Source organism: Acinetobacter rongchengensis (assembly GCF_003611475.1).
Classification (GTDB): domain Bacteria; phylum Pseudomonadota; class Gammaproteobacteria; order Pseudomonadales; family Moraxellaceae; genus Acinetobacter; species Acinetobacter rongchengensis.
In genome coordinates, this window is record NZ_RAXT01000003.1 from 188,799 (window position 1) to 211,801 (window position 23,003).

The window sequence follows — 23,003 nt, forward strand, 5'->3', positions numbered from 1 at the left end:
CCTATTTAACTGCCAATAAAGCGTCAATATTTTGTAATAAATCAGCTTCTTGGAATGGTTTACCCATATAGTTCGTCACACCTAAACTGAAAGCACGTTCACGATGTTTTTCACCTGTTCGTGAAGTAATCATAATGATCGGTAAATCACGATGTACTTCATGGTGACGGATTAAGTTTGTCACTTCGAAACCATCCATACGTGGCATTTCAATGTCTAACAACATTAAATCAGGTTTAACATTCTCAAGCTGCTCAATTGCATCGACACCATCTTTTGCAGTGATCACATCAAAACCTTGTCGTTCTAATAGGCGCGATGTGACCTTACGTACAGTCACCGAGTCATCTACAATCATAATTAAACGACGTTGATCACGATGACGCTGCTTATCTTGATGCGTATTCAGTGTATGACCACGTGTTGAGGCCTGAACTTGTCGAGCAATATTCTGACCATCCAAAATCAAGCAAACCTGACCATCACCAAGGATTGTCGCCCCTGCAATAACATTGATCGCTGCAAATTGTGAACCAATTGGCTTCACGACAATTTGTGAACGAGAACCAATTAATTGATCGACGAGAATCGCAATCGATTGTCCCATACTTCCCTTAATCAACAGTACAGGCAATGAATGTCCAACACCGTGTAAACGCGGCGCAATTTGATTGGCTGTATATTCCCCTAAATAACGCAACTTATAGGGTTGGAAATCGATATCGAAGTGGTCATTTTGACTTTCAAAGAATGTTTCCAAGGCTGTAGGTGAAATTCGAACAATACGATCAATTTGCGATAATGGTACAGCAAATTGTTGATCACCCACTTTCACCATCAAGGCATCACTCACCGCCACAGTCGTTGGTACACGAATAGTAAATGTTGAGCCTTTACCTAATTCCGAGCGAACAGTCACTTGTCCGCCCAAGAGTTTGATTTCGCTCTGTACCACATCCAAACCGACACCACGACCTGAAATTTGTGTGACTTGCTGTGCTGTACTAAATCCAGGATGGAAAATGAACTGTAAAATTTCTTCAGCTTCTAATTGCTGATCCGCACTGATCAAGCCTTTTTCAATAGCTTTGGTACGAATGATTTCTGGATCAATACCATTACCATCATCACTGAACGAAACCAAAACATCTGTTCCTTGACGAGTAATGTTTAAATCGATTTGACCAGTAAGTGGTTTGCCTAGTTTTTGACGAAGCTCTGTCTCTTCAATACCATGATCAATCGCATTACGAAGCATATGCTCCAATGGAGAAACCAATTTTTCTAGAATATTACGATCCAATTCACCTTCAGTATTATTCACTAAAAGTTCAGTTGGTTTATTCAAAGTTGAAGAGGTTTGACGTACTAAACGTTGTAAACGCGGTAATAAGCGTGAGAATGGTACAAGACGAGTACGCATTAAACTTTCTTGGATTTCAGCTTGAATACGTGACTGTTGAAGTAATAAACCTTCGGTATCACGAATCTTCTCAGCCAAAGTCGTCTTAAAGTCAACTAAGTCTGATGCCGACTCTGCAAGTGACTTTGACAATTGATTCAATGACGAATATTGATCCATTTCTAATGGGTCAAAATCTGCATAGCGTGAACCTAAATCACCATGTTTTGCAATAATTTGAGACTCTAGCTCGCCTTCCATTCGACGTAACTGATCTGCCAAACGCTGAATCGCCAACTCCATATCAGTCAGAGTATGTCCCAACTGACCTAAATCCATTTCAATACGTGAACGGTTGATTGCATTTTCACCAGAAAGGTCAATCATTTTCTCAACTAAATCAGCAGAGATACGAATCATCTCATTACTGGTTTCAGTTTTCTCAGAATGATCCCATTCACCCAGCATTGAAGGCGGTTCAGTACCATCACCATGAACAAATTCAGTCTCAGACGTGTCAAAGATCAAATTGGTACGTGCTAACTTATCTGGAAGTTGAGCAGAAACATCAACATATTCAATGTTATGTAGTTTTGCTTTTAAGCCATCAAAATTATCATAATGATGATTAAAGATGGCCGAATCTAGCCAATTAAAGGTTCTTTCCAGCAACCCATCATAGACATTAGAGTTAAAATTATGCAAACCGAATTGTTCGAAAGCATTTTCCAACTCATATGCAATATCTGCAATCTGATCCAATTTCACCATTTTCGCACCACCTTTTAAGCTGTGTGCGATACGTTGTAATTGAAGTAGTAAACTACGGTTACTGCGTTGATCAAACCATTGAGATAAAATGCGCAAGCCATCATCGATCAATTCACGTGCTTCTTCAATGAAAGTTTCTTGTGCAATTAGCTCAGCTGGATCTACATCTATTGGCGGTTTATCAATCGTTAAGTCAATTTCATCTCTAATAACATCGCTAGTATCATCATTAATATGCGCAAGTTCAACCAGCTCATCACTAGCAGTTGTAGTCTCTAATTGATGTTCTGCATGTACTGTCGTATTTTGAACTTCAGATGTTTCTAGTTGCTGATCAATATTCTGTAAGACAGCAAGAATATGATCTGCTGGATAATCTATAGATTTTTCACGAATAAGTTGAATACGATCCGCAACATCATCTTGAATCAAACGAATAGATTGAACAATCTGTGGCGTTACATTCAATTGACCTTTAATCACACGCTCATAAATTGTTTCCAATTCATGCGCGATCAGACCAATATGCGTTGCTTGCACCATGTTTGCACCCCCTTTTAGGGTATGCAAATAGCGCATTAAATTATTCAATGCTGTTGTATCTTTAGGATGACTAGACCAAGTATTTAGGTCTTGATCCATCTCAACCAATAGCTCATCTGCTTCTTCAATAAAGATATCAAGAACATCCGCATCAAATGATTTTTGACTCTGTTCTGAATCAATATTTTGTTTATCTTTACTGATTTGTGTCGAAACAAAATTACCAACAGATTCAACAGGACTTGCTTCAAGCGTTGAAACAGCGATAGCTTGCGGCTCTTCCGTCTGAACAAATGTACTTGCATCAATTTCTTGATGTAAATAATCATGTAATTCAAGCAAAAGCGCTTGGGTCTTTTCATCTAATATGACACGTTGCCCAGATGCTAAAGTATCGAATAGATGAATGAATTCTTGATGAACTTTAGTGAAAATTTCAAATGCATAATCAGTATTTAACAACGCATGCTGTTGTAATACTTGATCATAGCCATCCTTCAACGCCAAGCTAAACGCATGAATGCCTTGTGCTGCACGATTATCTGTATGCTCGACAAGTAATTGGGCCTGCTGGCTGAGCTGTTGAAAATATTCAGGATATTCAACTTGTGCACGTTTCTCAAACTCAAACTCAGCATCAAGTAATAAGTCAATTTCTAAATCGACCAGTTGAGTAACTAGACCAATTTGTTGCTCATTTTCATGCTGATATTCATTTTGGAAGTCGTAACGATCCCATGCTTCATTGAATTTTTGATAAATACTTTGCAGCTCTAAGTCATCACGGCCTTTTTGTTTAAGAACATGTAAATAATCACTCACAAACTCTGCATAATGGGTCAGTAAGGTATTTTCATTTTTCGAAGATTCAGTATCTTCCTGCACCAATACTTTAAATAGTTGTTCTACCTTACTACTGGCTTCGAATACATGATCGACGTGTGCCATTGACGAGCTACCACGTAAGGTATGTAAAGCACGTATCAATCGATTATATTGTTCAGGCGTATGTTGTTCTAAATGTAAGAACTCATTAATCACCGCCAAATGATCTTCTGATTCCTCAACAAAAATCGCCAGTGTTTCAGAAACTAAACCTTCATCAGCACTTGATACGACTTCAACTGGCGTAGTGTGTTCAGTCACAATTTCTTCGACTGAAGATGTTTCAAGTGAATCATCTAACTCAAGACCAGTAATCACATCAGCATTGTTTAATGTTTTAGCCAACGTTAATAAATCTTCAAGCGCTGGTTCTAAACTCTGTTTTTGTTGTAATTGCTGACCCAAATAAACCAATGGTGCCAAACTCAGATGATGGGATTGTTTATTTAAAAACTCTGGATAGAGTTTAAATTTATAAATATTAAATACAACATCTACATACTGCTGAATTATTGTTGTCAGTTCTAAATTCTTGGCAATAACACGATTTAAAGTATCTTCAACAGTCCAAGCAAGCTCACCAGATTGCTTTGCCCCAACCATACGACCAGACCCTTTGAGCGTATGAAAATAACGGCGAACGTTGACCAATTCTTCGTCCTGCGCATCCCCAGTTTTCCACTGCTCAAGCGAGGTCTCTAGCATTTCAAAAATTTCTTCGAGCTCTTCTACAAAAATTTCTAAAATTTCATCATCCTGATCAAGATAAGCATCTTCAGGTAAAGTGACATGTTCCACTAAATTTTTTAATATTTGTTTCATAGCTTAGGCTTCTATGTTAGTTCCCTTCTCTGGGACTAAAACCTTTAAAATTTCAGTCAGACTGAATAACTTTAGAAGGCTATCATTCCTCTATGCAATATCTGCTTTATAGCAGATATTGCTTATATAGAGTACCAATCGTTTTATTCAGGTAATTTAAAGTCTGAAACAGATTGACGCAATGAATCCGCCATGTTCGCCAATTCAGAAACCGAACGCGCAGTATCAAACGTAGCACCTGTTGTTTGCGAAGTAATTTCCTGTACGACATTCATCGTATTTGCGATATGACCTGCAGATGCAGATTGCAGTTTCGCAGACTCAGAAATACTCTCAATCAATTTCGCCAAGTTAGTAGATACTGTTTGAATCTCATCCAGTGCAACACCCGCATCTTTCGCAAGATTCGCACCACGTACAACCTCTGAAGTGGTTTGTTCCATCGAAATTACAGCTTCATTGGTATCCGTCTGAATCGTTTTAACCAGTGTTTCAATCTGCTTTGTTGCAGACGCTGAACGTTCCGCAAGACGCTGTACTTCATCGGCTACCACGGCGAAACCACGACCCGCTTCCCCTGCCATAGATGCTTGAATTGCAGCATTTAATGCCAAGATGTTGGTTTGGTCGGCAATATCGTTAATCAACGAGACAATGTTTCCAATCTCTTGAGAAGACTCACCCAAACGCTTAATACGCTTAGAAGTTTCTTGAATCTGCTCACGAATCGTATCCATACCCTCAATCGAACGGTTTACAACATTTGCACCATTTGATGCAATTTGTACCGAACGCTGTGCTACTTCTGCTGATTCAGCAGCGTTTGCAGATACGTCATCGATTGACTGTGCAATCTCATTAATCGCAGTAGATGCGCCTGCAATCTCTTGCGCCTGATGCTCAGATGCCTCAGCAAGCTGGTTGGTAATTTCTTGCGTGTTTTGGGTATATTGTGCAACTTCTTGAGAAGTTTCGTTAATTCGAGAAACGAGGTCTCGTAATTGGTCAATCGCAAAGTTAATCGAGTCGGCAATTGCACCAGTAAAGTCTTCCGATACTGTAGCATAAGAACGTAAGTCACCATCTGCCAAGTCTGCAATCTCATCCAGTAAACGTAAAATCGCATTTTGGTTACGGTCATATTCATCCTGTAAACGAGTTACACGAACTTTATCCGACACACTACGTAAAGAAAGGAGTTTAAATACTGCAAATAAGAACGCACCTAAAGCCAACAATAGAACCAATGCAGGTAAAACAGTTCCTACACCAGTATTGATTGAAAGACGGTTTAAGCTGTTCAGCATGTTGTCTGATTCAGCAAAAATACTTGAAGCAGCTTGACGTACTTTGAAAATTTGCTCTGAGTTTTTTAATACCGAAGTAGAAGCCAACTGAACAATTTCATTATAGTCAGACTTAATACTTTCTAATGATTCACGTAATTCAGGCTTATCAATACGTGTTACACCTAAATCTGGATTACCATTTAACTGCGCATTCAAATACGTACCAAATGTCTCGGTATCGGCATTGAAGTCTTCTGCTGATGCACGTGTATTATCAGAACCACCGAGTACAGAACCGATCGAACGTAAAATACGTTCCGCAATAAATACTTGGTTTTTCGCAATAACCACCTGTGTACTTGGCATATTATCACGTGCCATCTGGTCAACCATTAAGTTGTACTCAGCCTGCATTCCAGGAATAGCATCAGCAACAGCAATGTTGGTGTCATATAATTGGTTAATGACTTTTTGTTGTGATGAAATTTGATCGATATCAGCAGAAACTTTTGCCCAAATTTTTTCAGCATTCGCAAGTTCTTTAGAAGAAACATGAATGTCTTTAACAACATCTAAGTTCTCTTGGAATTTTTTCTGAGAAGCCACAAGTGCTTGAATTGATTCTTTAGAACCAGAATCTGTCGCATCTTTAGCTTGACGCGATAAAGTTTGAGATAAAAGTTTTAACTCACCCAAACTACGCGTTAAATCGTTATTTCGAGGAACCGTATAGAACAAAATTAAGAGTACGATCAGTGCAATTACAATACTGACGATTGCCATTTGAATGAAAGGCTTCGATTTATCGCTTTCTCCAAATAACTTAGCAAACTCATCAATTCTTGATTTCGTTTTAGTTAATATGCCCGGACTACTTTTTTGAGCAGTATCCCCTGTATTTTTCTTTTTTAGTTTAAAGCCCATTCAGCTTCTCCCGATTCGCTTAACTCTTAATTTGTTGGCGTCAAAGCTAGTTTATAAATTTTTCTGATGCATTCATGTATTGAGGATCATTCAACAAACGACTAAATAAGAATACATTCCATGCTTGATTGTGCTGTTGGAAATACCCTTGACAATACGATTGTAGGTTTTCTTCTAAATGATTATTTTTAGAGAAAAAACCTTTTTTATTAAAATGCTGAATCCCCAAGACTTGATCTACGACCAAACCGACATAATGGTCATTATGGCTAATGCATAAGACTTTTTGAGTAGGTAAAAATTGGCTTCTTTGCCCCGTTAAATAAAAAGCCAAATCGGAAACTGACAATAACCGTCCGCGAATATTCGCTAAACCTTTAACCCAGCCCTGAACATTTGGAACTGGTGTATATTTCGGCGGATATATAACTTCCGAAACTTCCCCTAATGGAGCAACAAAATATTGCCCCATCATTTCAAACGCAATGCCTGACCATCGATTTACTTCACTATCGCTGTCTGCGTAATTTTTATTGCCCCGCTTAGACAACCGAAGTAATTCGATAAATCCATTCGCTGCCATATATTATCCTGCTTGGAGATATTGCTTAATCGTATTGATTAGCTGATTCTCATCTATAGGTTTTGTTAAATAATCGCAAGCACCTTGGCGTTTGCCCCACACACGATCAGTTTCTTGGTCTTTTGTACTTACTATCACAATTGGAATATGCTTTGTAGTCGCACTGCGTGCAATTTGTCGTGTCGCCTGAAATCCATTTACACCAGGCATCACAACATCCATCAGTACTAGATCAGGTAATTCAGCTTGAGCCAAAGTTACTCCATCTGCACCATTTGTTGCTTCAAGAACCTCGAATCCATGTTTTGTTAGAATTTCTTTAAATCTAAACATTTCAGTTGGTGAATCATCAACAATTAAGATTCTCGCCATTATTTTCCCCAAAATTAATCTTTAAGCACTTACATGATTGCGAATAGCATTTAATAATTCATCTTTACTAAATGGTTTTGTTAAATATTCGTCTGAACCAACAACACGCCCCTTTGCTTGATCAAACAGACCATCTTTACTTGAAAGCATGATAACTGGAATATTTTGATAATTTTGAGAATTTTTAATTAAAGCGCAAGTTTGATAACCATCTAATCGTGGCATCATAATATCTACAAATACGATATCGGGATTTGCTTCTGCAATTTTAGACAGTGCCTCGAAACCATCTACAGCAGTCACAACTTCACAACCTTCTCTTTGCAATAATGTTTCAGCAGTACGACGAATAGTTTTTGAATCATCGATAACCATGACTTTTAGATTTTGAAATTTATCGTCCATTTAATGCCCCTTTCCGCTAGCTTGGATTGAATTGTGCTGAACAGATTTATTTTTACAATTAATCAGCTTTTTTTAACATATATTAACGCACTTTACCAATAAACATTTCTTGTCATAAATCGCATTACACGAACAAAACACAGTAAAGCTCACATTAAAAAAAACATTCTGTCTTGTTTTATAACTTTATTGTTTATTAAAATTTTGTAAACACATAAGATGATCATAGACTGATTTCAAAACCAAGTAAATCAATTTAGTTTTTTGGGGGATGGTAGGCGTTAAATGGATAAGAAAATCTATTATCAAAATCTAGGTTTAACAACAAAAAAAATAACTCACATGTTTTTATCGACTATTCTGTTTTGTACTTGCACCATGATCCATGCAGAGCAACAACCGAAAGCAGAATGGTACAGATATTACGATAAAAATGGAGTTGCTAATATTAGTACTTCTGTTACACCCGCCCATATCAAATATGGATATGAAGCTTTAGATCGCAACATGCAGGTGATTAAACGTAACAAAGCCTATAGTGTAGAACGAGACTTACAACAATCTACATCACGTGCATCAGAAGTTCGAAAATTAGAACAAGACGCGCGTTTAAAACGTGCTTATGGTAACTCAACTGTTGCGACAAATAAGAAAAACGAAATTTTGCAAAACATCAAGCAACAAATAAATTTGCAAAATCAAAATCTTAAGCAACTACAAAACGATCGAATTATATTAAAAAGACAAGAAATGGAGTATTACCGTAAAGGGAATACCGTGCCCGTCATTTTAAAAGACCGAATCAAATACAACGCGGAAAACATTGCCCGAAGCAAAGAATATATTGGGAATTTACAAAACAATTATCAAAGTACACAAAGCTACTATGATGACATTATCAACCGCTTAAAAAGGCTAGAATAATGAAAATATAACTATAAAAATAACAGGATTAATCAACCATATATTTAAGATATTCTAATAAATATATTTGCAATATTGTTTGCTCAAAATGCTCAATTTCTTACTTTTTTGAAAATCAGACAACACAACCCAAAGTCAGTCGAATAGTTTAAATCTTATTCTTCACAATAAAATTACAGTAAATTTAAATAAACAGCGGTGGTTATTTTAAATCAAGCCAAGATTATAAATGTTCAGCTGATTTTTTTATCGTATAATCTCTGCTTTAAATCTAAGAATTTTAGGACAGTTTCCATGCGCGCGAGTCGCTTTTTATTTGCAACGTTAAGAGAAACCCCAAACGATGCTGAAGTTATTTCACATCAGCTGATGTTACGTGCTGGGATGATTCGTAAATTGGCATCAGGGTTGTACAATTGGTTGCCAATGGGTGTACGTGTGTTAAATAAAGTTGAAGCGATTGTTCGTGAAGAAATGAACCGTGCAGGCGCTTTGGAAACATTAATGCCCGTTACACAACCTGCGTCACTTTGGGAAGAGTCTGGTCGTTATGTACAATACGGTCCTGAACTATTACGCTTTAAAGATCGTCATAGCAATGATTTCGTGCTTGGCCCAACGCATGAAGAGGTCATTACTGACTTAGCACGTAATGAACTACAAAGTTACAAACAACTTCCAATAAATTTCTATCAAATTCAAACCAAATTCCGTGATGAAATTCGTCCACGTTTCGGTGTAATGCGTTCACGTGAATTTATTATGAAAGATGCATATTCATTTCATGTTGATCAAGCTTCGTTACAAGAAACTTATGATGTCATGTATGACACTTATTGCCGTATTTTCTCTCGATTAGGCTTAAATTTCCGTCCTGTTCAAGCGGATACAGGTTCAATTGGTGGTTCAGGCTCACATGAATTTCATGTACTTGCATCAAGTGGTGAGGATGATATTGCATTCTCTACAGAATCAGATTTTGCTGCCAATGTCGAAATGGCAGAAGCGATATTAGTGGGACAGCGTCTTGCGCCAACAAAACCGCTTGAAATTGTTGATACACCAAATCAAAAAACCATTGCTGACGTTTCTGCGTTCTTGAACGCTGATCCCGCCCATTCAGTAAAAGCATTATTGGTTCAAGGTATTGCAGATGAAAACGGTAAAATACCTGTTGTTGCTTTGTTTCTGCGTGGTGATCACGAACTCAATGAAATTAAAGTTGAAAAGCACCCTCTAATTGCAAGCCCATTAACTTTTGCGACCGAACAACAAATTCAAGACAATGGTTTAGTCACAGGTTTCTGTGGCCCTCAAGGTCTCGTAGAAAAAGGGTTAACTGTTATCATTGACCGTGCTGCATCTGTACTATCTGACTTTGTTGCTGGCGCAAATGAAGTAGATAAACATGCTGTTGGGGTCAACTGGGAGCGTGATGCTCAGTTTACTGAAGTATATGACCTACGTAATGTCGTTGAAGGTGATCCGTCTCCAGATGGCAAAGGAACAATTCAAATTAAACGTGGTATCGAAGTCGGTCATATTTTCCAATTGGGTCAGAAATACTCAGAAGCACTCAACTGTAAAGTTTTGGGTGAAGATGGTAGACCATTGGTTGTGACGATGGGTTGTTATGGTATTGGTGTAACGCGTGTTGTTGCATCTGCAATCGAACAAAACTTTGATGATAAGGGCATCATTTGGCCAGCTGCTATTGCGCCTTTTGAAGTTGCGATTGTTCCAATGAATGCTCACAAATCTCCACGTACTGTTGAAGCAGCAGAAGCTTTGTATGCTGAATTGCAAGCTGCGGGTTATGACGTACTTTTAGATGATCGTAATGAACGACCTGGTGTTAAATTCTCTGATCTTGAGCTTACGGGTATTCCGCACCGTATCGTGATTGGTGAAAAAGGCTTAGATGCTGGTACTTTCGAGTATAAAGGTCGTAAAGATGCTGAGTCTGTTAATTTAAGCAAAGCAGAATTATTGGCTAAATTAGTGAAATAAACTTTCAGCTTATCCATCAAAAAACCCGCTGAGTGCGGGTTTTTTGATGCAATTAATACCTATTAACTAGGCTGCAAACCCAAACGTTGATATATATCGTTAATTTCCTTAGCTAATTTTTGACGCTGCTGAGAAGTTAAATCCATCAATTCAGGCACTGTCACTTCGGCTTTTATATGCCCCAATGCTTGTGCTATCGCTAACCAACTATATGTTCCAAAATGATGCATTAAATCCATTTGATATTCTATAAAATCATAATCACGTGGTGTCCGGTATTTCCAAATCTCTTTCAATTCTTTATATTTTTCTGACATTGGCATATTGACTGTAGATTTCCAAAACTCTGTATCAGCACGCTGAGTGTCATAATGCATTCTTATAAAATCTGCGATACCTTGCCAAGAATTTTGATTTTGTTGATTATAAAATTTCACTAGATCTCGAGATACAATACCAGCAGAATTTAAAATAATTTGGTCGAAAACTTCGAGTTGTAAAAGCATTTGTCCAATCGATGTTGCCTCTAATGGCTCAACGAAACCTGATGCTAACCCAACTGCCAACACATTTTTGATCCAAATATTTTCGTAATACCCCGCCTCAAACTTAATAATTTTAATTGGGTCAATATGGTAGCCTAACCACCGTTCCACTTCATCAACAGCTTTTTCTGGACTAATAAAAGAATCATTAAAAACATAACCCGCACCTATCCGCTCTTGTAGAGGAATTTGCCATACCCACCCACTACTCATGGCTGTAGATCGCGTGACCAGTTCAGGATTCTTTAGACTGTGTTGCAAATGAAATGGTATAGCAGTATTCATCACTAATTTATCAGACAAGGATACCCATTCACTATTAAAATGTTTACTAATAAAAATTCTAGAAAAACCTGAAGCATCTATGACAAAGTCAGTTTTAATTTTTTGATTATTCACTTCTAAAAATTCGATGTCTCCACCTTGAGCATTTACAAAAATTTGATCGACCTTTCCTTCGATATATTTGATATTGCGATTCAAAGCAATTTTCTTTAAATATTGTGCAACCTTATAAGTGTCAAAATGAAAAGATGACAAAAAATTATGATCTTTCATATTGACAAACATATCTGTAATATTTTGCTGCGAGGTGTTTTCCTCTCTTAGTTTTATCGAATCCACAATATTAGAGACAGGCACATTATGATTTGCTAAAACAGATAATATTGGGTAATAACCTTTTGTTTTTTCATGCTTATTCAAATAAGGAAACATATGATAATACATATCATCTGGTTTCCCTGTTCGCCACCCCTCATATACAAAACCCAATTTATGTACAGCACCTGTTTCTTGCATAAATTCAAGAAAAGGGATTTCCAAACGAATAAGGCTACTCATAAAATTGAGAACTCCCCCTTCACCCACACCAATTGTTGGAATGTCAGGAGTCGCAATTACACAAATTTCAACATTCTCTTTTAAACTCTTTCTCATTTGAAGAGCCGAAAACCAACCTGCAGTTCCTGCTCCAACAATACAAACTCGCTTTATCTCATTAAAATTAATCATATTTATCAAATAATTACTTCACACTCTTAATTATTACTTTTAACTTTTACAACCTTTTTAATCAAGTATAATTAAATAAACTATCTCATAATTCTAGACAGATATTTTCAATCATCTCACCTAATACAATAATGAAGTAAATTACATTCCTTTAATTGTCGTTTTTAAATTTGTCACACTTGCACCCGACAATCCAAACGATCCCATCGTACTATTACTTAAACCAGCAAAACTAGTATCTGTCTGTCCTTGGACACCTAGCATAAGATTATTTATACCTATATCCATTTTACTTGAAGTTCCAACATTACCAATCACCATACCTGATGGTTCAAAACCCGCATAAAAATTATCAAGTAAAAAACCTGTTGTTGGATTCGTTGCAGTCATTTTGAAGTCAAAAGCAGCACTTGTATTTCCTGATACCAAGCTTATAGGACAACTGGTCGAGCAAATTGCTTTTATTGCTCCATGAAAAAGAAACATTCTATTTTGAGGTGCATTACCTAATTGTATATTCATAGACGGCTTATTTGTATCATGAAACAGAATATCCAATTTATTGGATGCACTCCCCACTGTTAATAACTTATATACATCTGAATTTAGAACAGTACCGGTATAAATTAGTTTTTGTGTAGTAGGTGTTGATGTTGAGTTTGCTCCTGCTAGATAAATTGCAAAAGGAGATAAACTTATCCCAGAAATATTTTGACCAAATTTAAAGTTTATATTGCTAAAAGGATGACCATTATTACCATCCGTATCTAAAGATATTTGTATTGTTGGAGAAGCACTGGCTCCTATAAAATCTAACGTCACAGGCGTATTTGCAGCACTTCCAGCTAATACATAAGATGCCGACCCAGCATAATTTGCACTAGTTTTTAGTAAGTGATCTGCTGGTAATCCATTACTATCAATAATAGATGCCTGATTGATTTGGACCCTACTTACACCTAGGTTTATATTAAAACCATCCTGTCCTGTAGATGCAGATAAATCTGCATCATCCATTGCTTCTAAAGCAAATGCTGACTGACTCATTGCAACTGCAATACAACAGCAATATCTTTTTATTTTTTTCATTTGCCCTAATCCTTAAGACAATTTTGTTTGATTAACTTTAGGTGAAATTACATTCAGCCGCAAATACATTTCGATAAAGTGTCATTTTTAGCAGAATTTTAAGCTACCATAACAGTTACTGACTGGTTTTTGGTTATTATCCAAAAGCAAGTTATTTAATGTCATCACCGCACGGGCATTGTCTGCAAGGGTAATTGAACCAATACCTTGATAAATTGGAGCGCCAGTTAGTGCATTCCATGTATTAGCTGCGCCTAGGTTAATATTATTTTGGGATAAATAATTGGTAATAAAAGTACCAATTTGTGGTAAAACATCATCCATATTAATACCTGCAGTTGGATTCAATGCTCCAAAATCTAAAGGATCTTTAAAAGATAACCACCATCCAGGCTGTGCTACATCAGCAGCATCACTGCCAGGCCACTTCACTGCTGCATTTTGTAAGCTTAAATAACCGCCACTGGTAATTGGCAAATTATGAATTAGGCTGAAATTTTGTTTTACCGCGACATTTGCTTTTAAATTTTTAATATACGAACAACCTGATGCATTTGGAGTTGCAGCACACCCTGCTGCTGTTGTTCCTTCCGCCCCCATATAGAAAGTCGCATTATTTACCGTTAAAATAGCAGAATCCAATAACATTTTAATTGCCCCACTATCCGCGCCAATTGAGATCGTAGGAATTGGAACATCATTAACAACCAAGTTAAGCTGCGACATACGATTACCAGATACTACAGTTTCAGGGAAATTAAAATTCACCGTTTGCTTAGGAACTTGTATACCCCAAGGCTTACCGCCATTAGTAGAAGACTGCATAGCAGCAGCATCTGTAAATACCGTTCTTGGAAATAAACCTAATGCTGTAATTTTTGCAAAAATACGCTGGTCTTCAGTAGTACCAAAGTAAGCTGGATCCGTAAATGCATTGACTGGTGTTTGAGCAACTTTAAGAAATCCACTAAAAGTTTTTATTCCATCCGTAGGATTTTGCACATTTTCAGTCCCAGCAGAGAGATAACCCATTATTTTTTCAGCACTTAAACGAAATCCAGACACTTCTCTTGTCGATGCTGAATTTGGATTTTTGATTGCGAACTCTAAAAAAGGATTGGTAATTTCCGCACTGGTACTCGCTCGTCCTTTGGTCCAAGTTGGTGTTCCACTTGCATCTTTTGCATCAGGTAAGCCACTCAATGATATATTTGACATGTCAATATCACATGCCCCTACACCATTTACACCACCACAACCAAGTTGTAAATTTTTAATATTCGCATTCAATTCTACTTTTGCCTCAAGACCGAGTTTATAGAAACCATAATCCGAGGTTGTAGCACCAACACCCGCACCTGATGGTCCAGTAAAACCCAGTGACAATAAGGCTTGGCCTGTTTGTTCAGACAACTCACTATCTGTTAATTCATGCATTTGAGAGGCTGCACAAACAGAAGTTGATATAGCTGCAGTCAAAATGCCCAGTGCAAGTTTAGATTTATATATTTTTTTCATCATTATATCCTTTTGTTAATTTCTTGGCGTAAGCGTTAAGCTGCTACTTAAACGACCACCAGTCATCACCATTTCTCCTAAACGCTGCCCTGTGGTATTGGCAGAATTTGGTGGATAGAAATTAATATCTTTTACTCTAAAAACTTCATTTGGATTTTTATCTGGATTAAAGTTCAACGCATAATTAAAAGCAACATTGCCTTGCTTATCTACTGTGTAATCTGTCGTATTTTTACCAATCACAATACTGTTATTAAATCTAATTTTCCCTGAAATATTGTCTAATCCCATCATTGATCCATCGACAGGGTCACTTAGCTGAATTGCACCATCTGTCAATTTATAGTCACCAACAATAGTAAGCGCATTACCATCTGCAGTTGCATTGTTCGGAATCAGTGCAAACCCCATATCCCCCAACATTTTAATTTTGATACCCAATAAAATATCGTTGGTTAATTTAAAATTATCTAAAGGTGAAGTATAGGCATAACTTTTATATTTGGCGCCTGGTAAATAACCAGCTGCAAGTTCTGCAGACATGACCATCAACAAATCTGGCATAGTCAAATTCACATTACCATTCTCAAAACCCATACTTCCATAACCACGTAAAAGCATATCAATATTACGTAGGCCTAAATAATAATCTGTCGGCTTATTTCCATTAGTACTTACTGGACTACCATCAATCACCATAATAGAAGTTGTTTTACTACCTGCAGCATCTCGTCCCTCAGTACTTAAAGCTAATGCTAAACCAAGTCTTTGAGAATCTGTTACTGTTGATTTAGTTACAATACCATTGGTTAAGCCAAAAATATCGCCAGTATAACTTTTTGCATAAGTTGCCAAATTCGCATTTAAATTATAAATAGGGAGTGCCAAACCCCAATAATTATTTTGATTAGTAAAAGCATTTGCAGTAGAAACACCTGTACTGCTAGTAAATCTACCTTGACGTGACAAAGCTTGGAAATTCATTCCACGTATGGCCAAAATCAAACTATATGGATTAACAGCATCATTATGTATTTTCTGAATATAATCATTCGTACTCGTTAAATACTGTCCCGCTATACCACCAAAACGTGCCGTACGAAGTACACTATTTTCTGGTAATCTGATCGTTTGTGTGTTCGCGAGATTAAGAAAAATATCACCGCTATCGAAATATGCTCTTTCTGTCGAACCTGAAATTAATGGTGTTAAATTAGAAAATTCAAAACCATAGGAATTATTTCCAGCTCCACCAATTTCAAGTGTTGTTGCCTCCCCTGTCTTAGCACCTGTTAGCATTTGATCGCCTAAATTAGTAAATGATCCGCGCATACGAAACCCGATACCTGAACTTCCTATAACGGTTGAGTTTGATGCTGTTGTCGCACCTTGATTTGCAAAGCCCAATACATTATTCAGCTCATGTGTATTAGTGAGATTGTTATCTGTTGGATTTATTTTACCTGCCGCACTTATTCCGCGTACTTGTAATGTACCATCAACAATACGACCAGAAGCACCAACCCGTATCAGACCTTTAGCTGCACTCGCGTCATAAACTCCAGCAGCAGCATTTTTCACAGTTGAAAGTTCTATATTAATCCCTGAATTTGTCGCAGCATATGTCCCATACTGAGCTGTTGGTATCGTGCTTTTATTTGGATCATCAACACGGTCAAAATCCACATAGCCTAACGTACCTGATGGCGTATGAGATTTAGTTGTTGTAGCACTATATTGATTTGTTGTAATTAACAACCCTTTTGCTGGATCTATTGTAATAAACCCTTTGCCAGATAAATTAAAATTCAATTTACTTAACAATTGGTTTTGTGTTAGAGCTGCAAGGTTTTGTTTTTGCCCAATAAATAAGTTAAGATTATTAAGTCCCAGCTTAAGTGCCGCTTGTTCTGAAGCACTAAATATTCCATTTGGTGTAGTTAAACGAATACTTAGTGGACTAGCCACTTGTAAGCCTAAACTTCCGAGACTCCCACCACAGCTAGGTGTTGCTGCCGTATCACATAACGTCCAACTATCTATAGCCATTGTAAAGGGTTTAAGTACCAATTGAGCATCAAGTCCCGTTTTAGTACCCTCACTCCCTGCATTAAATTTTAAATTAACGCCTGGTTGAGCCCCCCCCATACCACTAAATATCACATTATTTGCATTTGCTCTTAAATTTTGTTCTATATCTGCTGCTGAGCCAGCCTTATCTTCCCAATAGAATTTATCGAAATTAGCACGATCAAAATCAATACTTAAATCCACACCATCTTGACCATTAACGTTACTTAATGCTTGATCCGTTAGCTCTTCCAAAGCAAAAACTGGCTGCGAAAGTAAAATAATACTCACACTCAAAGCTGAAAGTGCAAAAGCTTTATGAATTACGTTTTTTTTCTTCATGACTTTACCCTTTTTAGCAACGAGAGTGGTCTATACAAGAGAAAACTTTTATATTTCCTCCAAGCGATAAATTCCCATTCATACTTACGCCAAGAAATCCTTTTTCCCTCGCAACACCTGTATCTGGATTATATTTATCAAAAGCATTATCTGTTGTTTGGTTATACTTTGTATTGGATAAAAACCCTTCTTGGTTACTTGTTGATGAAGCAACTGCTGTATCCGTTTCAATAGAAAGAGATTGAAAGCCAAAATTTCTAATTTTTATTGGTAAATTAGGGTCAAAGCTAAAATTTAATGCACCACGATAACTATCTGTCCCAGATTTTGACTTAAATGTAACATCAGCACCATCAAGAGCCAGCTTATCAATCAACACTGTACCTTGTATACCTTTAAACACTAACCATTGATTTTTCCCCGTGGCAGAAGGCACACGCACTCCATTATTATAGGTATCGTTAGAACCATCATCATATCTATTATTTAGTGCAATTGCTAAACGACAATATTCTAATTGTGAACTCGAACAAACACTCGAATCAAACTTATAATCAACTGTATGGTTAAGGCTAAGTTTAAGATTCAAATCTACACCTGCCTGACCATTGACTTGCGCTAAATCAGTATCAGAAAGTGGTGTCAATTGATCTGAATGACTTAAAGTATTTACACCCAATAACATTACACCAATAAGGCTTGCTGTAAGAATATCTTTAATTTTATTCATCTTATACTCCAAGCCTATAATCCAGTAGTGGTAAATTTAAAATGCTGAATGAGCAAACCATCAATTGCAGCTGAGCCAAAATTATTTTTTGGTGTAGATCCTGCAGGCGTCATATTCTGTAATGTAGTATTTATATTTGTTGGCATTGTGGTTTGAATACCTAAAATCTGACCATTCATATTTTGACGCTGAGTGGTTTCATAAGTATCTTTTGCACCAACATTTGCTTTAGGAGCCACGGCATTCCAGCCACTCCAACCACCGAAAGAACAATCCCCCAACCAATTACAACTATGCGTTCGATCTTGTTTCCAAACCTGCGTGTAATCTTGTGAAAGACTATTATTTAAATTAGTTTCTGTTTGTAATTCACCAATCGAAACACCAAAAGCCTCTATGCCCTTATATGCTGTCGTTCGATTAGTTGTTGCATCATAGACTGTCGAACCTATGGTAATACTGCTATGTGTTGCTTTAGAATCTTGATAACTAATATTATTAATAGTTTGCGTCCCACCACATTTATTAATATTACATGTGTTTCCTAAATAGGTATTTCCATCACTTAATGCAACGTCTGCTGGAATATCAGAATAACGTTGATAAATCTTACTATATACAGCTGCATTGTTTGGAATACGAGTTAATTCAATTGAAAAGTTAGAACCATCTGTCCCTAATATCAAAGGTTGAGCCAAACTACCTAATACTAGATTAATATTTGGGTTATATAAAAAGATTCCTTCTGCTTTTGCATTTGCCTTAAAATTGGGTATTGCACCACCAAAAGCTGGTGTTCCTGTTGCGTCAGTTCCTGATAACTCTTGGGTACTTATTCGTAAAACGCTTTTTGCTGCGGGCATAGTCCAAGTATTACTCGATGTTGCCACAAAACGACGTGCTGTCACCCCTTCTTGAATCGTACATCCTGCAGCAGCACCATTTTGCGCTTCAGGACTTGCGCACTGTCCTCCTGAAGGAAACGAGCCTCCAGATGGCAAACCATCATATGTTGTTGTTTTCTGCGTGTTATTTGGTGGCATATAAGTTTGTAAAATACCTGCAGAAGTATTCGGATTGGCTGTAACATCTGAACCCTGCGTGTAAATTACATTCCCAGCAGCATCACGTTTCACACTATTATCAGTATTTCGTGAAAAATCTAATTGATAAATTTTACGCGTTACAGCACCTAAGGTTACCGAACCACGAGCATCAACCCCATCTGTTTTCCCACTATTTAAACGTACAACACCAGCAACACCTAAAGTTTGATTGTAAGACTTAGACAAACCGTAGTTAAAAGTACCTAACTTATTTGTAGTATCATTGATATAACCAGTAACTTTACCGTTTCCATCTTTTTGGGCAATCAGTTTATAAACATCATACGTTCCGCCAGCATTAGCAGTACCCACTCCATCTAAAGTTCGAAATATTTTTAAGTTAGAACCATTAACAGAAAAACCATCCCATACCACAGCTGCACGAATTCGATTGGATAAACCTTGCATTTTATTGGTAATACTTTCAGCTTGAGTCTTATCCCGCATGAAAGCATCAGCATACATCCCCATTTTTAAATTATAGGCCGAGGATTCTGCACCCGTAGTCGGGATTACTCCATGCATTAAAGGCGCTTCTAACGTTATATAAGAAACAGCACTCCCTACCCCAGAAAATGAAGGAACAGCTGGATCAGTCACTGTTTTTAAAATCCAAGGATTTTGAGCACTTCCCCAAGAAGTAATTGGCCGAGCAAAATCATCAACAGTAGAACCTAAAGCCCCAAATCCAACCCCCCAATCAGATACTACACGCCCAATTCCATAATCTTTTTTCGATTGTCCTATAGATAAACCATTCACAAATACTTCAGCTTTTTGAAAACCTTTACTTTCAGCTGTTGCAGAAATAGGCCCCACTGGAATCAATCGTATTGATCCACCGCCAAGCTCATCATTTACACCATTGAAGCGAAGGCTGAAATTTTCAGGTAGAAGCGCAATACCTTCACCTGTAGACTCACTTAAACTCTCATCTGATAACTCTTCAAGCGCAAAACACGATTGACTTACACTCAAACTAATAAGTGAAGCCAGTAAAGTTTTTTTAAATTTTACTGTATAACCGAGTGTAGTCATCTTGACCTTCCTATTTATACGATGCTCCGCACCATAATTTTATTTTTCTAGATATTCCTTTTAATTTAAGTGGTATCCCTACACTTATTACCCACTTAACTTAAATAATAAGATTGATACTTTTTGCCAACCTTATCTCAATTTCCATTATGCTAATTATTTAATCAAATGCAAAAAGAATCTGCTTGTTTTTGTTATTTTCCGATGAATGAAAGACAAGTTTGACACTCATCTTTCATAATACATTTTATTATCAGTAAGTTAAATCAAGCCTTCGGCAAAGTCACACCCGTTTGTCCCTGATATTTACCACCACGGTCTTTATAAGAAGTTTCACAGACTTCATCAGACTCGAAAAACAACATTTGAGCCACACCTTCGCCTGCGTAAATACGTGCAGGTAAGTTCGTCGTATTGGAAAACTCCAAAGTCACATGACCTTCCCACTCAGGTTCAAGTGGCGTGACATTCACAATGATGCCGCAGCGTGCATAGGTTGATTTACCTAAACAAACGGTTAAAACATTACGTGGAATACGGAAGTACTCAACAGTACGTGCTAAAGCGAATGAGTTCGGCGGGATAATACAGACATCCGATTCAATATCGATAAAGCTTTTATCATCAAAGTTTTTAGGATCAACAATCGCAGAGTGAACATTGGTAAAAACTTTAAACTCACGTGCACAACGAACATCATACCCATAGCTAGATACGCCATATGAAATGAGTTTTTCACCATTTGCATCATAACGGACTTGGTTTTCTGCATACGGTTCAATCATGCCGTGTTTTTCGCTCATTTCACGAATCCAACGATCAGACTTAATTGCCATTTTTCTATCCCAAAATCTATTTTCAATACTGCGCTGTACTTTAACTGAAAATGCTTTTGAAAGGAATGTTTAAACAGGAATAGAAATGCCTAAGTTCAGGTTATACTCAACTTAGGCAATGCACTGAATAACGAATTTAACAATCAATTAAAGACTTAGTAATGCTGAATAACTCAGTGGAACAGTAAAACTGACCAATACTAAAGATGCTGTTCTTTGCATATTGCGTTGATTTAACCAACTGACCTGATTACTACAAATAATTGAACCAATAAAAGTCCAAAAGAAAGCAATCGGAACAATCAGTAATAAAAAACACAACATATGTGACACATATGCAGATGCATTTTGCCAGACATAGGTCGGGAAAATCGCTGAAGCGAATAATAAGGCTTTTGGATTCAACAACGTTGCGATAAAAAGCTCTCGTGCACGAATATTTTGCTGATTGAAGTTTTCATCACGATTGGCTGTGCGCCACAATTTGAGCGCTAAAAATAAGATATAACCTGCACTAAATAATTTCAAAATAATTGGTACTGTTGGAAACTGTTTTGCGACAGTACCAATCATTAATCCCCATACACTAATGGAGATTAGATACCCTAACGCTTCTGCAGGAATCAGATTGAGAGATTTGCGAATCCCCACTTGTATTCCAGAAGATGCTAAAAGCGTATTGGTTGGCCCTGGCGTCAAAAGTATGGTCGCCACCAAGCCAATAAAAAACCATGAAATCATTAAATGACCTCATCAATGTACTTCTTGCAGATTAAATCAGTTGTCATGAATTGGCAAAAAATTATTTGTAAGAGAACGTGTTACATTATGTCACATAAATATTTTTTCTATTTACATTTCATTTACTTAAAATGTTTTAAATGTCATAGAACTGCAAGGTCATCTTCCAATTGAGTGCGTTTTTTATATTCAAAATTCGCTTAAATATTGCTAAATAACCGTTTTAAAATCAAAGCTACGCTTAGTAAATTGATCAAATAATCGTAATGATGCCTTTTATACATCAATGCGCCATCATGATTGCCATGTCCATAAATTTAAAATGAATATTTTAAGAAATCTTTCAGTTTTATTGTTTATTCTATAAGCCGTTTTTCTGATGTGTTCATCGGCTCAACATGATTAAAGCTGTCGTTTTAACCGCTTTTGAGGCACAATAGATACCTTTCTTGTATTTTCTATGTTTATGGCAAAGCGTTTTTTTCAGTCTTGGCTTCCTTCCCCTGAAAAAGTCAACAGTTTGAAATTGATGAAGATTTTTGGCGATAGAGCCTTAAGTCCACAGCTTTGGTATGTCAATCGAAAATCCATTTCTAAGGCCATGTTTATTGGTACATTTTGGGGAATTTTACCCATCCCTTTTCACACCGTTTTGATCGTACTTACTGTACTTCTCTTTGAGGCCAATTTACCCATAGGCTTAATTTTAGCTTGGATTATGAATCCACTCACCATTGTCCCGATTTTATTTTTTGCTTTTTGGATCGGTTCAAAAATTTATCATGTCCATATGATCAATAAAGACATGCTTTTAGGTGTGTTCCATCAAATTATTCATTGGATTCAAAACTTTGGTCATGGACATATCGATTTAAGTTTAGCCAAAATTCTTGCAACGGGTTTATTGATTGAAGCAATGATCTTTGCCTCCCTTCTTTTTATTGCGACTCGTCTGTATTGGCGCTGGAGTGTGGTGAAGAAATGGCGTGAACGTGCCGCAAAAGAATTTTAAGAAAATAGGCTTCTCAATATAAATATATGATT

Annotated in this window: 16 protein-coding genes; 3 read left to right on the plus strand and 13 right to left on the minus strand. The window is 37.0% G+C overall.

Annotation, left to right across the window (positions count from 1 at the left end; translation table 11 throughout):
• Position 1: 1 nt before the first annotated feature.
• The 5 genes from D7V20_RS03350 to pilG all read right to left on the minus strand — a co-directional run bounded on the left by D7V20_RS03350 (position 2) and on the right by pilG (position 7,996).
• Positions 2-4,423, minus strand: coding sequence for an Hpt domain-containing protein (locus tag D7V20_RS03350; RefSeq protein ID WP_120382917.1), 4,422 nt, complete (start codon positions 4,421-4,423; stop codon positions 2-4).
• Positions 4,424-4,566: 143 nt separating this feature from the next.
• The gene (locus tag D7V20_RS03355; RefSeq protein ID WP_120382918.1) at positions 4,567-6,636 is read right to left on the minus strand and encodes a methyl-accepting chemotaxis protein; all 2,070 of its coding nucleotides are present in this window, start codon (positions 6,634-6,636) and stop codon (positions 4,567-4,569) included.
• A 46-nt stretch (positions 6,637-6,682) separates the two neighbouring features.
• Positions 6,683-7,219, minus strand: coding sequence for a chemotaxis protein CheW (locus tag D7V20_RS03360; protein WP_010114185.1), 537 nt, complete (start codon positions 7,217-7,219; stop codon positions 6,683-6,685).
• A 3-nt stretch (positions 7,220-7,222) separates the two neighbouring features.
• Positions 7,223-7,591: a response regulator gene (locus tag D7V20_RS03365; RefSeq protein ID WP_010114187.1), complete on the minus strand. Its 369-nt coding sequence runs from the start codon at positions 7,589-7,591 to the stop codon at positions 7,223-7,225.
• A gap of 21 nt (positions 7,592-7,612) precedes the next feature.
• Positions 7,613-7,996, minus strand: a complete 384-nt coding sequence (gene pilG / locus D7V20_RS03370; protein ID WP_004827613.1) for a twitching motility response regulator PilG — start codon at positions 7,994-7,996, stop codon at positions 7,613-7,615.
• 285 nt (positions 7,997-8,281) lie between these two features.
• On the opposite strand from pilG, the gene D7V20_RS03375 reads away from it, so the two are divergent.
• On the plus strand, positions 8,282-8,920 hold the full coding sequence (locus tag D7V20_RS03375; protein ID WP_171407745.1) for a hypothetical protein: 639 nt from the start codon (positions 8,282-8,284) through the stop codon (positions 8,918-8,920).
• A 294-nt stretch (positions 8,921-9,214) separates the two neighbouring features.
• On the plus strand, positions 9,215-10,930 hold the full coding sequence (locus D7V20_RS03380; RefSeq protein ID WP_120382919.1) for a proline--tRNA ligase: 1,716 nt from the start codon (positions 9,215-9,217) through the stop codon (positions 10,928-10,930).
• 62 nt (positions 10,931-10,992) lie between these two features.
• Here D7V20_RS03380 and D7V20_RS03385 read toward each other — a convergent pair whose 3' ends face one another.
• From D7V20_RS03385 to D7V20_RS03420, 8 genes are all read right to left on the minus strand, one after another.
• The gene (locus D7V20_RS03385) at positions 10,993-12,489 is read right to left on the minus strand and encodes a tryptophan 7-halogenase (protein ID WP_120382920.1); all 1,497 of its coding nucleotides are present in this window, start codon (positions 12,487-12,489) and stop codon (positions 10,993-10,995) included.
• A gap of 141 nt (positions 12,490-12,630) precedes the next feature.
• Positions 12,631-13,578 carry a DUF6160 family protein gene (locus tag D7V20_RS03390; protein ID WP_120382921.1) on the minus strand — a complete coding sequence of 316 codons (948 nt, stop codon included), beginning with the start codon at positions 13,576-13,578 and terminating at the stop codon, positions 12,631-12,633.
• 87 nt (positions 13,579-13,665) lie between these two features.
• Positions 13,666-15,099, minus strand: coding sequence for a hypothetical protein (locus tag D7V20_RS03395; RefSeq protein ID WP_120382922.1), 1,434 nt, complete (start codon positions 15,097-15,099; stop codon positions 13,666-13,668).
• A 12-nt stretch (positions 15,100-15,111) separates the two neighbouring features.
• Positions 15,112-17,508: a DUF6160 family protein gene (locus D7V20_RS03400; protein ID WP_120382923.1), complete on the minus strand. Its 2,397-nt coding sequence runs from the start codon at positions 17,506-17,508 to the stop codon at positions 15,112-15,114.
• A gap of 13 nt (positions 17,509-17,521) precedes the next feature.
• Positions 17,522-18,238, minus strand: coding sequence for a hypothetical protein (locus tag D7V20_RS03405; RefSeq protein ID WP_120382924.1), 717 nt, complete (start codon positions 18,236-18,238; stop codon positions 17,522-17,524).
• Positions 18,239-18,252: 14 nt separating this feature from the next.
• Positions 18,253-20,382: a hypothetical protein gene (locus D7V20_RS03410; RefSeq protein ID WP_120382925.1), complete on the minus strand. Its 2,130-nt coding sequence runs from the start codon at positions 20,380-20,382 to the stop codon at positions 18,253-18,255.
• Positions 20,383-20,648: 266 nt separating this feature from the next.
• Entirely contained in the window at positions 20,649-21,218 is a 570-nt protein-coding gene (gene dcd / locus D7V20_RS03415; RefSeq protein ID WP_010114202.1) for a dCTP deaminase, read from the minus strand.
• A gap of 147 nt (positions 21,219-21,365) precedes the next feature.
• Positions 21,366-21,959: a LysE family translocator gene (locus tag D7V20_RS03420; protein ID WP_120382926.1), complete on the minus strand. Its 594-nt coding sequence runs from the start codon at positions 21,957-21,959 to the stop codon at positions 21,366-21,368.
• Between the two features lie 460 nt (positions 21,960-22,419).
• Here D7V20_RS03420 and D7V20_RS03425 point away from each other — a divergent pair, with 460 nt between their 5' ends.
• Positions 22,420-22,971 carry a DUF2062 domain-containing protein gene (locus D7V20_RS03425; RefSeq protein ID WP_213072502.1) on the plus strand — a complete coding sequence of 184 codons (552 nt, stop codon included), beginning with the start codon at positions 22,420-22,422 and terminating at the stop codon, positions 22,969-22,971.
• Positions 22,972-23,003: the final 32 nt, after the last annotated feature.